The organism is Streptomyces sp. BA2 (assembly GCF_009769735.1).
GTDB lineage: Bacteria > Actinomycetota > Actinomycetes > Streptomycetales > Streptomycetaceae > Streptomyces.
Genome location: NZ_WSRO01000002.1, coordinates 3604420 through 3618641 on the forward strand (window position 1 = coordinate 3604420; position 14222 = coordinate 3618641).

13 protein-coding genes and 1 pseudogene are annotated in these 14222 nt (G+C 70.8%); 8 read left to right on the forward strand and 6 right to left on the reverse strand.

From position 1 onward, the window contains the following. Positions 1-9 precede the first annotated feature (9 nt). Genes E5671_RS18870 through E5671_RS18880 form a run of 3 tightly spaced genes read right to left on the reverse strand, consistent with a single transcriptional unit; the run spans position 10 to position 3172 of the window. On the reverse strand, positions 10-852 hold the full coding sequence (locus tag E5671_RS18870) for a sugar phosphate isomerase/epimerase family protein (protein ID WP_160505136.1): 843 nt from the start codon (positions 850-852) through the stop codon (positions 10-12). Further along, positions 849-2009 carry a dihydrodipicolinate synthase family protein gene (locus E5671_RS18875; protein WP_160505137.1) on the reverse strand — a complete coding sequence of 387 codons (1161 nt, stop codon included), beginning with the start codon at positions 2007-2009 and terminating at the stop codon, positions 849-851. Before E5671_RS18875 ends, E5671_RS18870 begins: the two co-directional genes overlap by 4 nt. Then, positions 2006-3172 (reverse strand): Gfo/Idh/MocA family protein, encoded by a 1167-nt coding sequence (locus tag E5671_RS18880; protein ID WP_160505138.1) that lies wholly within the window; start codon positions 3170-3172, stop codon positions 2006-2008. The genes E5671_RS18875 and E5671_RS18880 overlap by 4 nt, the downstream gene beginning before the upstream one ends. A gap of 121 nt (positions 3173-3293) precedes the next feature. Between E5671_RS18880 and E5671_RS18885 the strand changes: the two genes are divergently transcribed. From E5671_RS18885 to E5671_RS46310, 5 genes and pseudogenes are all read left to right on the forward strand, one after another. Next, complete coding sequence (locus E5671_RS18885; RefSeq protein ID WP_160505139.1) at positions 3294-4361, forward strand: LacI family DNA-binding transcriptional regulator; 1068 nt, start codon at positions 3294-3296, stop codon at positions 4359-4361. A gap of 50 nt (positions 4362-4411) precedes the next feature. Next, positions 4412-4969, forward strand: a complete 558-nt coding sequence (locus E5671_RS18890) for a Uma2 family endonuclease (RefSeq protein WP_237330633.1) — start codon at positions 4412-4414, stop codon at positions 4967-4969. Positions 4970-5124: 155 nt separating this feature from the next. Continuing rightward, positions 5125-5268, forward strand: a complete 144-nt coding sequence (locus tag E5671_RS46305; RefSeq protein WP_237330192.1) for a hypothetical protein — start codon at positions 5125-5127, stop codon at positions 5266-5268. A gap of 77 nt (positions 5269-5345) precedes the next feature. Next, on the forward strand, positions 5346-6296 hold the full coding sequence (locus E5671_RS18900; RefSeq protein ID WP_160505141.1) for a bifunctional helix-turn-helix transcriptional regulator/GNAT family N-acetyltransferase: 951 nt from the start codon (positions 5346-5348) through the stop codon (positions 6294-6296). Positions 6297-6306: 10 nt separating this feature from the next. Continuing rightward, positions 6307-7023: pseudogene (locus E5671_RS46310) on the forward strand (sugar phosphate isomerase/epimerase family protein); the annotation flags it as partial. Here the strand turns inward: E5671_RS46310 and E5671_RS18910 are convergent. Then, positions 6977-7987: an EamA family transporter gene (locus E5671_RS18910; RefSeq protein WP_160505143.1), complete on the reverse strand. Its 1011-nt coding sequence runs from the start codon at positions 7985-7987 to the stop codon at positions 6977-6979. The pseudogene E5671_RS46310 and the gene E5671_RS18910 overlap by 47 nt on opposite strands. Positions 7988-8110: 123 nt before the next feature. Between E5671_RS18910 and E5671_RS18915 the strand changes: the two genes are divergently transcribed. The 3 genes from E5671_RS18915 to E5671_RS18925 all read left to right on the forward strand — a co-directional run bounded on the left by E5671_RS18915 (position 8111) and on the right by E5671_RS18925 (position 12026). Beyond that, positions 8111-9040 carry a LysR substrate-binding domain-containing protein gene (locus E5671_RS18915; RefSeq protein ID WP_160505144.1) on the forward strand — a complete coding sequence of 310 codons (930 nt, stop codon included), beginning with the start codon at positions 8111-8113 and terminating at the stop codon, positions 9038-9040. Positions 9041-9429: 389 nt separating this feature from the next. Continuing rightward, positions 9430-11268: a glycoside hydrolase family 3 protein gene (locus E5671_RS18920; protein WP_160505145.1), complete on the forward strand. Its 1839-nt coding sequence runs from the start codon at positions 9430-9432 to the stop codon at positions 11266-11268. A gap of 131 nt (positions 11269-11399) precedes the next feature. After that, the gene (locus tag E5671_RS18925) at positions 11400-12026 is read left to right on the forward strand and encodes a hypothetical protein (RefSeq protein ID WP_160505146.1); all 627 of its coding nucleotides are present in this window, start codon (positions 11400-11402) and stop codon (positions 12024-12026) included. A gap of 170 nt (positions 12027-12196) precedes the next feature. On the opposite strand, the gene E5671_RS18930 is transcribed toward E5671_RS18925, so the two are convergent. Together E5671_RS18930 and E5671_RS18935 are read right to left on the reverse strand one after the other, a co-directional pair. Continuing rightward, positions 12197-13615, reverse strand: a complete 1419-nt coding sequence (locus E5671_RS18930) for a S28 family serine protease (protein ID WP_160505147.1) — start codon at positions 13613-13615, stop codon at positions 12197-12199. Between the two features lie 129 nt (positions 13616-13744). After that, positions 13745-14140, reverse strand: coding sequence for a hypothetical protein (locus tag E5671_RS18935; protein WP_160505148.1), 396 nt, complete (start codon positions 14138-14140; stop codon positions 13745-13747). Between the last annotated feature and the right edge of the window lie 82 nt (positions 14141-14222).

The following is a 14222-nucleotide window of genomic DNA, read 5'->3' on the forward strand; positions in this document are numbered from 1 at the left end:
CCAGCAGAATCACCCGTGCCGCAAGTAGTTCCGTACCGTTTCCGACAGGACTTCGTGGCCGTTCCTCGACCACAGGGGCTCGTTGAAGAGCTCCACCTCGATCGGGCCCCCGTAGCCCGCCCCCTCCACCAAGGTCCGCCACGACCGCAGGTCGACCGAGCCCTCCCCCAGCTGGCCCCGGCCGTTCAGTACGCCCTCCGGCAACGGCGTCACCCAGTCCGCCAGTTGGAACGCGTGGAGGCGCCCGCCCCGCCCCGCCCGGTCGATCTGCGCGGGAGCCGTGTCGTCCCACCACACGTGGTACGTGTCGACGCAGACCCCGACCTGGGAAGCCGGAAAGCGCTCCGCCAGGTCCAGCGCCTGAGCCAGCGTGGAGACCACGCAGCGGTCCGACGCGAACATGGGGTGGAGGGGTTCGATGGCCAGGCGGACCCCCCGCGAGGCCGCGTACGGGGCCAGCTCCGCCAGCGCCTCGGCGATCCGCCCCCTCGCTCCGTGCAAGTCCTTGCTGCCCTCGGGCAAGCCGCCCGAGACCAGCACCAGCGTGTCCGTACCCAGCGTCGCCGCCTCGTCGATCGCCGCCCTGTTGTCGTCGACGGCCCGCACGCGCGCGTGCGGCTCGATCGCCGTCAGGAAGCCGCCTCGGCAGAGCGTGGTGACCGTCAGGCCCGCGTCACGCATCAGCTTGGCGGTCCGTTCAAGGCCGTACGACCGGACCGGCTCTCGCCAGAGGCCGACCCCCGTGATGCCCAAGTCGCCGCACGCCGCGACCAGTTCCGGCAGCGACAGCTGCTTGACCGTCATCTGGTTGATGGAGAAGCGCGCCAGGGCCTCGCTCTCGCTCTCGCTCATTGCTGGACTCCGTACGTGGTGAGCAGGGACTTCATCCGGGACTCGGCGAGGAGCGGGTCCGGGAACAGGCCAAGGCCGTCCGCCAGTTCGTAGGCGTGGCACAAGTGCGGCAGCGACCTCGCCGACTGGAAGCCCCCCACCATCGTGAAGTGGGTCTGGTGGCCCGCGAGCCATGCCAGGAACACCACACCCGTCTTGTAGAAGCGGGTGGGGGGTTGGAAGAGGTGGCGGGAGAGTTCGACCGTGGGGTCGAGGCGGGCACGGAACGCCTTGGAGTCGCCGGTGTCCAGCGCGCGCACCGCCTCCGCCGCCAGCGGAGCCAGCGGGTCGAAGATGCCGAGCAGGGCGTGGCTGAAGCCCTGCTCGTCGCCCGCGATCAGCTCGGGGTAGTTGAAGTCGTCACCCGTGTAGCAGCGGACGCCGTCCGGGAGGCGGCGGCGCAGGGCGATCTCGCGCCCGGGGTCGAGGAGGGAGATCTTGATGCCGTCGACCTTGTCGGGGTGCGCGGCGATGACCTCCAGGAAGGTCTCGGTCGCCGCGTCCAGGTCCTCGCTGCCCCAGTAGCCGGTGAGCGCCGGGTCGAACATCGGGCCGAGCCAGTGCAGGATCACCGGCTCGCTCGCCTGACGCAGGAGGTGTCCGTACGTCTCCAGATAGTCGTCCGGCGACGTGGCGACGGCGGCGAGCGCCCTCGACGCCATCAGGATCGGCTGCGCGCCGCTCGACTCGACCAGGGCCAGCTGTTCCTCGTACGCGGTGCGGACCGTCAGCAGGTCCGCGGCGCCCGTCAGTTGGTCCGTGCCCGCGCCGCAGGCGATCTTGCCGCCCTCCGCCTTCGCCTCCGCCGCCGAACGCCTGATCAGTTCCGCGGCGCCCTTCCAGTCCAGGCCCATTCCGCGTTGCGCCGTGTCCATCGCCTCGGCCACCCCCAGGCCCTGCGCCCACAGATGGCGGCGGAAGGCGAGGGTCGCGTCCCAGTCGACGGCCGCCGGGGAGTCCGGGGACACGTCGGCGTAGGGGTCCGCCACCACGTGTGCCGCCGAGAAGACCGTGCGGGAGGTGAGGGGCGTGCCGCTTCCGGGCGGCACCTGCGAGGGCGCCTCACGGGGCTCGTACGGGCGCGTGGTGCCGTCCTCGCGCGGGAGCAGGAGCGTCATCGGTCGATCTCCGGTACCTCGATGCGGCGGCCCTCCGCCGAGGACTTCAGGCCCAGTTCGGCGAGCTGTACGCCGCGTGCGCCCGCGTGCAGGTCCCAGTGGTAGGGCGCGTCCGCGTACACGTGCTTCAGGAACAGCTCCCACTGTGCCTTGAAGCCGTTGTCGAACTCCTGATTGTCGGGCACCTCCTGCCACTGGTCCCGGAAGGAGTGGGTGACGGGCAGGTCCGGGTTCCAGACCGGCTTGGGGGTGTTACCGCGGTGCTGTACGCGGCAGTTGCGCAGGCCCGCGACCGCCGACCCCTCCGTGCCGTCCACCTGGAACTCGACCAGTTCGTCGCGGTTCACGCGGACCGTCCAGGAGGAGTTGATCTGCGCGATCGCGCCGCCTTCGAGCTCGAAGATGCCGTACGCCGCGTCGTCCGCCGTCGCGTCGTAGGGCTTGTCCCGCTCGTCCCAGCGCTGCGGTACGTGCGTCGCCGCCAGCGCCTGGACGCTGCGTACGCGGCCGAACAGCTCGTGCAGGACGTACTCCCAGTGCGGGAACATGTCGACGACGATGCCGCCGCCGTCCTCCGCGCGGTAGTTCCACGAGGGGCGCTGGGCGCTCTGCCAGTCGCCCTCGAAGACCCAGTAGCCGAACTCGCCCCGGATGGAGAGGATCTGACCGAAGAAGCCGCCGTCGATCAGGCGCTTCAGCTTCAGCAGGCCCGGTAGAAAGAGCTTGTCCTGGACCACGCCGTGCTTGATGCCGGCCGCCTGGGCGAGGCGGGCCAGTTCGAGGGCTCCGGCGAGGCCTGTCGCGGACGGCTTCTCGGTGTAGACGTGCTTGCCCGCGGCGATGGCCCGCTTGATGGCTTCCTCGCGCGCGGAGGTGACCTGCGCGTCGAAGTAGATGTCGATGGCGGGGTCGGCGAGGACCGCGTCCAGGTCGGTCGAGACGTGCGTCTCGGGGTCAAGTCCGTGGCGCTCCGCGATCTCCCGCAGTGCGTGCTCTCTGCGGCCCACCAGGACCGGCTCGGGCCACAGCACCGTGCCCTCGGCGTCGCCGAGTGCGAGTCCGCCCTGCTCGCGCAGGGCGAGCAGCGAGCGGACGAGGTGCTGGCGGTAGCCCATCCGTCCCGTCACACCGTTCATGGCGATGCGCACCGTCTTGCGAGTCACAGGGGTCCCTCCGTACGCAGGTAAGCGTATAGCAAGCGCTTTCTATACGAGAAGAAGCTAGCCTGCCGCACAAGGTTCGGACAAGGGCTTCGGACCAGAGCCGTGACCGGAGGACGACGAGATGACCGTGACCCTGGCCGACGTGGCGGCCCGCGCCCAGGTCTCCCCCGCTACCGTCTCCCGCGTCCTGAACGGCAACTACCCGGTGGCCGCGGCCACCCGGGAGCGTGTCCTTCGGGCCGTGGACGACCTCGACTACGTCCTCAACGGGCCCGCGAGCTCGCTCGCCGCGGCCACGTCCGACCTGGTCGGCATCCTCGTGAACGACATCGCCGACCCGTTCTTCGGGATCATGGCGGGCGCCGTCCAGTCCGAGATCGGCGGCCCCGGCGGGCGCGCCGGCGGCGAGCGGATGGCCGTGGTTTGCAACACGGGGGGCTCCCCGGAGCGCGAGCTGACCTATCTGACCCTGCTGCAGCGGCAGCGTGCGGCAGCGGTCGTCCTGACCGGCGGCGCCCTGGAGGACCCCGCCCACGCCGCCGCGATGTCCGCGAAGCTGGCACGCCTCGCGGACGCGGGCACCCGGATCGTGCTCTGCGGGCGGCCACCGCTGGAGGACTCGGACGCGGTGGCGGCCACCCTCACCTTCGACAACCGCAGCGGCGGGCGGCGGCTCACGGAGCATCTGCTGACGCTGGGGCACCGCAGGATCGGGTACGTGGCCGGGCCGATGGAGCGCACGACCACCCGGCACCGGCTCGAAGGCCACCGGGACGCGCTCGCGGCGGCCGGCGCCGGGAACGCGGGCAACGGCGACCAGGAGGAGCTGACCGTCCACGGCCCCTACACCCGCCGGTCGGGCTACGAAGCCACGCTCGAACTCCTGCGCCGCGCCCCCGACTTGACCGCCATCGTGGCCGCCAACGACACGGTCGCCCTGGGCGCTTCGGCCGCCCTGCGCGACCAGGGCCTGCGCATCCCCGAGGACATCTCGGTGGCGGGCTTCGACGACCTGCCCTTCTCGGTGGACGCCGTCCCCGCCCTGACGACCGTACGCCTGCCGCTGTACGAGGCGGGCGCCCGCGCAGGGCGCCTGGCCACCGGCGCGGAGGAGGCACCGCCCGGGGGCGTGGCGACCATCGGGGCGGAGCTGATGGTGCGGGGGTCCACGGCGCCGCCGTGTCGGTGAGCCCTGGATGTCGTTGACGTCACCGGGAAACGGAGGCTCATGTGACAGTCATGGACGCGCCGAGCGCCTGGGCCGTACTGGAGGGCGTCAATCTTCCGCGCGGCTATCGCGTCGAGATCACCGAGGGGAAGATCATCATGACCCCGCATGGTGAGTCGCGGTGGAGGGTCGTCCTCGAGGCGGCTCCTCAGATCGAGCGACAGCTCGCCTCCCACGGCAGAATCCTCTCGGACGTCATGATCGACTTCCCCACCAGCCAGTACGGGTACGCCCCCGACCTGGCGATCGTCGCCCCCGGAGCCGAGCGCAACAGCCGCGACCGCTTCGAGTGGCACAGCTTGGAGGCGGTCATCGAGGTCGTCTCGCGGAGCAGCCGGGACAACGACTTCGCCAAGAAGTTCCACCTCTACGCGGAATGCGGCATCCCGCTGTACGTGGTCATCGATCCCGAGGACGGGGTCTGCACTGTCCACCGCGGCCCGACCAGGACCGGCAGCTACGAGGACGAGGTGAAGGTTCCCTTCGGCCAGGACCTCGTCCTGCCTCTCCAGGGGCGCGACATCACCATCGCGACGGACGGCTTCCCGAAGGCCGGGGACCTAGGCTGATCCCACGTGACAGCGCCGCCTCCGTTCATCCACCACCTCGGCGTCCTCGCCTCCGATTTCGAGGCGAGTGAGCGCTTTTACAGCGCCGCGCTCGGAGCCCTCGGGATCGGGATCGGCTACCGGGCCGACGGGGTCGCCGAGTACTGGCAGCCCTCGTGCGACACGCCCTCCCTTTCTCACGGCATGCTCCCCGGCACTGGCCCGAGTACCGCGCGTACTGCGCCTTCGTCAGCGACCCCGACGGCAACAACATCGAAGCCGTCCACAAGGAGGCCGCGGCCGCTCCGGGCGAGGCGTAGCGATCGTGGGCATTGCGGCGTACCGTTGACTCAGTCAAGGGTAACCGCCCTGAGGCCTGCCCCTGGAGGGATTCGCGATGCCGTACGCCTCCGATGCGCCCGTCCATGAGATCCGCGCCTTCAACCGCTTCTACACGAACCTCATCGGCGCCCTCGACTACAGCCGCCAGCTGTACGTCCCGTACACCCTCACCGAGGCCCGCGTCCTCTACGAGCTCAACCACGCCTCCCACCTCGACGCGGCCGACCTGCGTGCTGAACTCTCCCTCGACGCGGGGTACTTGAGCCGCCTGCTCGGCAAGCTGGAGAAGGCGGGGATCGTCGAGCGCGCGCCCTCCAAGCGTGATCCTCGGCGCCAGCGCATCACGCTCACCGTGCGGGGGCGCGAGACTGCCGCCCTGCTCGACGAGCGGTCCGACGAGGCTGTCGGTTCGCTGCTGTCGACCGTCCCCGCCGCCGAGCGGCCCCGCCTCGCGGACGCGATGCGCACCGTGCGGGAGATCCTGGGCGGCGGCAAGGGCGGGGCGGGCGCCTCGCGGCCCCTCCTCCGCGAGCCCGGTCCGGGTGATCTGGGGTGGATCGTGCAGCGCAACGCCGCCCTGTACGCGGCCGAGTTCGGGTTCAACACCGATTACGAGGGTCTTGTCGCCCGGATCATCGCCGACTACGCGGAGGATCACGACCCGCATCTGGAGCGGACGTGGATCGCCGAGCTCGACGGGCGGCCCGTGGGGTGCGTGATGTGCGTGCGCGACGACGCGCCGGGGACCGCCCGGCTGCGGCTCCTGCTCGTCGAGCCGGACGCGCGCGGGCACGGCATCGGGGATCAACTCGTGGGCGCGTGCGTCGAGTTCGCGCGCGGCGTGGGCTACCGCGAGATGGTCCTGTGGACCAACGACATCCTCGGCGCCGCCCGCGCCATCTACCAGCGGCACGGATTCGTCCTCGTCGACGAGAAGCCGCACCGCTCGTTCGGCGTCGACCTGCTGGGGCAGGACTGGCAACTACGCCTGGCGGAGACCCCCTAGGGTCTGCGTCATGAAACTCGCCTTCTCCACCCTCGGCGTGCCCGGCCTCCCCCTCGCCGACGTGCTGAACCTGGCCACCACCCACGGCTATCACGGCATCGAACTGCGCGCGCACCCCGAAGAACCGGTCCACCCGGGGATCAGCCTCACCGAACGGGCCGATGTGGCCGCCCAGTTCAAGGCCGCGGGCATCGAGATCCTCGGGATCTCCGGGTACGCGCGCGTGGCCGAACCCGGCGACGACGAGCCCGTCCTCGAAGACATACGGTCCCTGCTCACCCTCGCCCGCGACCTGGGCTCCCCCTTCATCCGCGTCTTCCCCGGCGGCGGCACCGAGCAGAGCGCCGATGAGGCCGACGCGACGGCCGCCCGGAGGCTCGGCACCGCGGCGGAGTACGCGGCGGACTTCGGCGTACGCATCCTCCTGGAGACGCACGACTCGCACCGCACGGGCGCCGCGGCGACCCGCGTGCTCGGCGCGGTCGGTCACCGGCACGCGGGCGCCCTGTGGGACGTGATGCACACCTGGCTCGGCGGCGAGTCTCCTGCCGACAGCCACGCGGCGCTCTCCCCGTACCTCGGCTACGTACAGGTGAAGGACATCGCGTCGGCCGACGACACGACGCCGCTCGGGCTCGGCGAGGGCGTCCTGCCGCTCGCCGAGTGCGTGGACGTGCTGCTCAGCGGGGAGCACCGGGACGGCTGGCTCTGCTGGGAGTACGAGAAGCGGTGGTACGAGGACGCGGCTCCGCTGCCCGAACTCCTGGGCCCGGGGCGGGACTTCCTGTCACGGCTTCTGAACCGCCACGCCTGACGTCGGCGCCCGAACCGCCACGCCTGACCCCCGCCAGGGACGTCAGGCTCACCCCGCCGACCAGGAGCGCCGCCGCGCACCAGCCAAGGGCGCTCACCGACTCGTCCAGGACCAGCGCCGCCGACGACATCCCGAACACCGGGACCAGGAGCGAGAAGGGAGCGACGGTCGACGCGGGGTGGTGGCGCAGCAGATGGCCCCAGGCGCCGAAGCCGAAGACCGTCGTGATCCACGCGACGTAGACGATGATGCCCGCGCCCTGCCAGTCCAGTGCGGCCAGGGCGTCGAGGTCTGCCGTCGGGCCCTCGAACAGCAGCGAGAGCCCGAGCAGCGGCAGGACCGGGACCGTGCTCACCCACACCATGAAGTTCAGCGGGTCGGGCGGGGAGGCCTTGCGGGTCAGGACGTTCGACGCGCCCCAGCAGGCCGCGGCGCCGATCAGCAGCGCGAAGGCCGTGAGCGGTCCTGCCTCGCCCTCGTCGACCGCCGCGACGCCGATGCCCGCCAGTGCGATCAGCATTCCCAACATGCGTACGCGGCCAGGGCGTTCACCCACGGCCACGAAGGCGAAGAGGGCTGTGAACACCGCCTGGACCTGGAGGACGAGGGAGGACATCCCCGCCGGCATCCCCGCGTCCATGCCGATGAACAGCAGGCCGAACTTGGCGACCCCCAGAACGAGTCCGACCCCCACGATCCACTTCCACGCGACCTTCGGCCGCCCCACGAAGAAGATCGCGGGCAGCGCCGCCACCAGGAAGCGCAGGGCCGAGAAGAGCAGCGGCGGGAAGTGGTCGAGGCCCACCTCGATGACGACGAAGTTGACGCCCCAGACGGCGGCGACGAGGACGGCCAGGAGGACATGTGCGGGTCGCATGCGTCGAGGATCACCCGCCCCGACCATGTAGGACCAGCGCGGATCTCTGCATGATGGGATGAAGCATCGCTTACGAATCAGGTGACGCTCCCGTGCGTCGCCGACGAATGGGGAGGGCTTCCCGTGCTCGATCTCGCTCGGCTCCGCGCCCTGCACGCCGTCTCGGTGCACGGCACCGTCGGCGCCGCCGCCACCGCGCTCGGCTACACCCCGTCCGCGGTCTCCCAGCAGATAGCCAAGCTGGAGCGCGAGACCCGCACCACCCTCCTCGAACGGCAGGGCAGGGGCGTGGCCCTCACCGAGGAAGCACGTCATCTCGCCTCCACAGCGCAGGAGTTGATGGCGATCGTGGAGCGCGCGGAGACCGAGCTCGAGGAGCGGCGCGGGCTGCCCGCGGGGCGTCTGACCATCGCCGCGTTCGCCTCGGCGGCGCGCGGACTGCTGCCCGGCGTCCTCGCGGATCTCGCCCGGCGGCATCCCGCGCTCGACGCCCGGATGTCGGAGATCGACCCGCATCTCTCCATCGACCTGGTGGCCAAGGGCGCGGTGGACATGGCGGTCGTGCACGACTGGGACATCGCGCCCCTGCCGACGCCGCCCGGCATCGAACAAGCCGTCATCGGCGACGACTACTGCGACCTCGTCGTGCCCACGGGACACTGGCTCGCGGGCCGCGACTCCGTGCGCCGCGAGGAGCTGAAGGGCGAGCGGTGGATCACCCAGCCGCCGGGGCTCGTCTGCCACGAGTGGCTGGTCCGCACCCTGCGCGAGGCGGGCTGCGAGCCGGACATCGCGCACACGGCGGAGGAGAACCCCACCCTGGTCGCGCTGGCCGCCGCGGGGCTCGGCATCGCGCTCATCCCCCGCCTCGGCCGCGGCCCGATCCCGGACGGCGCGGTCACCGTGCGGCTCGATCCGCTGCCGGTGCGGCGTCTTTACGCGCTGTGGCGGGCCGGAGCGTCGCGGCGCCCGGCGATCGCCGAGACGGTACGGACGTTGCAGGAACAGTGGCTCGACGCGGCGCCCGAGGCCGCGGAAATGGCCGCCCGCTGATGGCCGCCCGCTGAACCTCATTGCTCCCACGCGTACCACTTTCCGGAAATCGCCCTCTGCCGGGAACCCACGCGCGGCGACCACCGTCAAACCGGCATGCTGCCGGATGAGTCTCCGCGAGGCGGTGTCGGCATCGCTGCTGGCTGCGAACGCTGACCACCCTCTCCGCCGCCCGCGGCCTGCAGCATGCCGTCACCGGTGCGCCCCCCTTCAACAGCGCCGGTGACGGCCCCTCCTCCACAGTGACCGCCGACTTGCGCTGCCGACTCTCTTGACCGGCAGAAATCTTCGGGATATCCGTGACTCTCGGAAAGTTTCCTTCAGCCGGTTCCCCCAGTCCGGCTCCGGTCCGGCATCCGTCCCCGAAGGACGTCACCGAAGGAGCTCACATGTCCCACCGCAACGCCTCCAGACGGACCCTGCTCACCGCCACAGCCGTCGCGGCGACGGCCCTGGCCGCGCCCTCCGCCGCCCATGCGGCCGGCAGCGGCGACCGCGGTCGCGACCGGAAGCTGCGGGAGCTCATCTCCCGCATGAGCCTTGAGGAGAAGGTCGGCCAGCTCTTCGTGATGCATGTGTACGGCCACTCCGCCACCGAGCCCGACCAGGCGGACATCGACTCCAACCTCAGTCACCTCGGCGTCCGCACCGCGGCGGACGCGGTCGCCAAGTACCGCCTCGGCGGCATCATCTACTTCGGCTGGGCCCACAACACCCGTGCCCCGCACCAGATCGCCGGCCTCTCGAACGGCATCCAGCGCGCGGCCCTCACCCCGGACGCCCCGGAGGAGTCCCCCACCGCCCGCATCCCGCTGCTCATCTCCACCGACCAGGAGCACGGCGCCGTGGCCCGCGTGGGCCTCCCCGCCACCCTCCTGCCCGGCGCGATGGCCCTGGGCGCCGCGGGCTCGCACTCCAGCGCGCGCAAGGCGGCCCGCATCGCGGGCACCGAGCTCCGCGCGCTCGGCATCCGGCAGAACTACGCCCCGGTAGCCGACGTGAACGTCAACCCCGCCAACCCCGTCATCGCCGTACGCTCCTTCGGCTCCGACCCCGAAGCGGTCGCCGGCCTGGTCGCCGCGCAGGTCAAGGGCTACCAGGGCACGGACATCGCGGCGACGGCCAAGCACTTCCCCGGGCACGGCGACACCAAGGACGACAGCCACTCCAAACTGCCGTACATCCACCACACCCGTGAGCAGTGGGAGACCCTGGACGCCCCGCCGTTCCGGGCCGCGGTGGAGGCGGGCATCGACTCGATCATGACCGCGCACATCGTGGTCCCCGCCCTCGACCCCGCCGAGGACCCGGCCACGCTCTCCCGCCCGATCCTCACCGGCATCCTGCGCGAGGAACTCGGCTACGACGGGGTCGTGGTGACGGACTCGCTCGGCATGCAGGGCGTCCGCACGAAGTACGGCGACGACCGCGTGCCGGTGCTCGCGCTGAAGGCGGGCGTCGACCAGCTCCTGAACCCGCCGAAGCCGGAGATCGCCTGGAACGCGGTGCTCCAGGCCGTGCGGGACGGCGAGTTGACCGAGGCGCGGCTCGACGAATCGATCCTTCGCATCCTGCGCCTCAAGGCGAAACTGGACCTCTTCTCCGACCCGTACGTCACCTCGCGCGGCGTCGACCGGGCGGTCGGCACGCGCGCGCATCTCGCCGCCGCCGACCGGATCGCGGAGGAGACGACGACGCTCCTTATCAACGAGGACGGGCTGCTTCCGCTGTCGCGGCGCAGGCAACGGGAGGTGCTCGTCGTGGGCGCGGACCCGGCGTCTCCGTCGGGGACGACGGGGCCGCCGACGACCGTCCTCGGGCGGGAGCTGACGGACCTCGGCTTCTCGCCGACGGTCCTTCCGACGGGCACGGCACCCTCCACCGCGAAGATCGCCGAAGCGGTGGCGGCTGCCGCGGGCAAGGACGCGGTGCTCGTGGGCACGTACAACGTAGGGGCGGGCAGCGCGCAGATCGCCCTGGTGGAGGCGCTGGTGGCGACGGGTGTTCCGGTCGTGGCGGTGGCGATCCGCAATCCGTACGACGTGGCGCGGCTCCAGGGCGTGGGCGCGTCCCTTGCCGCGTACTGCTGGACGGACGTCGAACTGCGCGCCGCGGTACGGGTGATCGCGGGGCGCGCCGAGCCGCGAGGGCTGCTGCCCGTGCCGGTGCAGCGTGCGAATGATCCGGGGCAGGTGCTGTATCCGGTCGGGCACGGGCTGACGTACTGATCCGTACGCCGCGCCACCGGCACGCCACCACCACCTGACCCAAAGCACCCCACGCACCTGGCGTGCGCCCGCCCCCGCGGGTCACGCTGGGTGCACATATCGGGGGGTTCGCCATGCTTGTCATGCTTGTCATGCTTGGCCGGAGGTGTACGGGGCTGCTGGTGCTGGTGGTGGTGTTCGCCGGCGTGACCGGCGTGACCGGCTGCCAGAAGTCATCGGACCCGGGATCGGAGTCGTCGAACCGGCGGCCGTCCTCGTCGGCGTCGTCCGGGTACGGAGCGGTCTTCCTCGCGGTGGACGAGTGCAGTTCGCGGGGGCGCGAGACGTTCACGGAGGTGTCGTGCACCAGTGAGCGGGCGGCGGCGAGGGTCATCGCCCGCTACGACGGCAAGGTGACGGAGGGCCCTGCCTGCCCCGTCCGCACGGACTTCGTACTCCACATCAGCGAGAACCGGCCCGCGGTGGACGAGGACGGGAACGGGGAGGTGCCGCGGGGCTACGCCTGCATGCGGAACCTGGAGTCGCCTCATCCTGGGGACCCCGGGGGTGGGGGTGGGCCTCGGACTGTGGTGGGGGACTGCGTCTACAGCGCGGGGCGGGGGGAAGTCCGGGAGACGGCTTGCGATGGGTCCGGGGCCAAGGCTCCGGAGTACCGGGTGACGGTGGCGGTGGCTGAGCGGGCCCTGTGTCCTGCCGCCACGCAGTTGTACGTGTCGCTGGGGGGTGCGAAGTCGGTGGGGTGTGCGGTGCGGGTGTGAGGGGGGGGCTTTCCCCAACCCCACCCCTTCCCGAAAACCCGCTAGGCGCGGGGGCCTTGTCCTCAAACGCCGGACGGGCTGATCTTTCAGCCCCTCCGGCGTTTGAGGAGCGGGGTCTGGGGCGGAGCCCCAGTTTCGGGAAGGGGCGGGATTGGGGAAAAGAAGAGCCCTTACGGCCGCAGCGTCAGCTCCCGGTCCGCGTCCTTGCGGTCCAGCTTCGCGTCATACGGAGCCAGCGGCTTCGGAGTAGCCGAAGTCGAGACCCCGGCCCAAGCCTGGATCCGCTCCGTTGCCTTCGCCTTCTCCGTGGGGACGAGGCCGGCCACGTTCGCTCCGTGGTTGGCGCCCGGCGCGGTGAAGACGTGGGAGTCGTGCTTCGCGCCCCTCGCGGGACGGAACGGCTCGGCGCCCCACGGGTCGTTCTCGCCGTAGACGTACAGCATCCGCGTCGCGTTGTGCCGCACCCAGCGGTCCACGTCCTTCATGGCACCCGACTGGAACTTCATCGCGATCTCACGCGGCACGAAGTTCCGCGGCGGCTGGTAGCCGTAGCGGCTCAGGTCGCCGAGCCAGGGCTGCTTGATGTCGGGCGAGCCCAGCTGCGTACCGGCCTGGTAGTAGTACGGCGTGTACGGGGTGAGGCCCTGGTCCGTGTAGGAGGCCCAGCCGCCCACCGAGTCGACGTAGTCGAAGATCACCTGGTCCGAGGCGGACGACGCGTCAGGGACGTCGGCGCACGCGGACTCCGGCTGGTACTGCCAGAAGCCCCACACCAGGTCGAGGACGACGGCCTCGTACGCCTTGTCGAGGTTGCCGACCGTCTTGAAGGTGTAGTTGCCTGCCTCGGCGAACTCCGCGTACTTCTTCTCCAGCGGCTCACGCCGCACGAGCGCCTCGCGCTGCACGGACTCCAGCTTGGCCCTGCACTCCTTGGTGCCGACCGTCTCGAAGAACTCGTCGTAGCGCGAGTCCTCCTTGTTCACCACGTCGTTCGGGGCGACGTACGCGACGACGCCGTCCATGTCACGCGGGTAGAAGCGCTCGTAGTACGTGGCGGTCATGCCGCCCTTCGAGCCGCCGGTCGCCACCCACTTCTTGTCGTAGATCGGCTTCAGCGCCTTGAAGATGCGGTGCTGGTCGCTCGCGGCCTGCCAGATGTCGAGCTTGGACCAGTCGGCGGGCTCGGGGCGGGACGGCGTGAAGAAGCGGTACTCCATGGAGACTTGGTTGCCGTCGATGATCCGGGTCGGCTCGCTGCGGCTGGGGTTCGTCGAGACTCCGTAGCCGCTGGTGAAGAAGGCCGTGGGGCGGGCGGTGTCCTTGTGCAGGACCGTCAGGCGCTGCTTGAAGGTGCCCTTGGAGGGGTGCCGGTGGTCAATCGGCTGGGTGTAGTTGAGGACGAAGTAGCGGTAGCCGGTGTACGGCTTCTCCTCGATCAGGCTCATGCCCGGTATCGCGAGGAGCCTGTCCTTGATGTCGGTGGCCTGCGGCTTCGCGGCGGTGGCCGCCCCTGCCGCACTCACTGTGCCCGCGGTGCCTATGCCTATCAGGACCACGAGCGACAGCAGCCATCTGAGCGCCTTGCGCATGCACTCTCCCCTAAGTTCGCGATTGCGTCCGCCGGAACTTATCGGAGCAACTCGCTCACCACTAGGGGCTCTTGCGTCATGCCAGGACTCAGTACGTCACAAAGGGGGCAAGGCCCTCAGAAACCGCCCTCAGCACAGGATCCAGCCCGAGCTGGTGCTCCCCCGGCCCACTGCCCCCTTCACCCACACGCACCGGTGACCCGCGTGCACCGTCACAGGGCCCGCGTGATGCGTGTAGCGGCCCTTGTCCCTGGCCGGGCGGTTGCCGCGGGCCTGGACGCTGACGGACATCGTCTTGCGGGCGCCGGGGCGCTTGGCGATGGTGACGGCGCAGACGTAGCCGCGGCTCTTGTAGAGGACGACCTTGCCGGTGCTGAAGGAGAGGGTGCGCACCTTGTGCCCGGCGCACCGTCCGGCCGACGCCTGTGCCTGGGCCGCGCCGGCGCCCGCGAGCCCGAGCAGAAGGACACCCGCGAGGGCGACGGCACCGAGCGCAAGGCTCCGCCGTATTCGACCACTGCTCACCGATTTCCCTCCCGACACATCCGCATCAGCGTACTGATGTACGGACGTCGACCGTAGGGCCTACGGTTGCGAAACAGCGCCG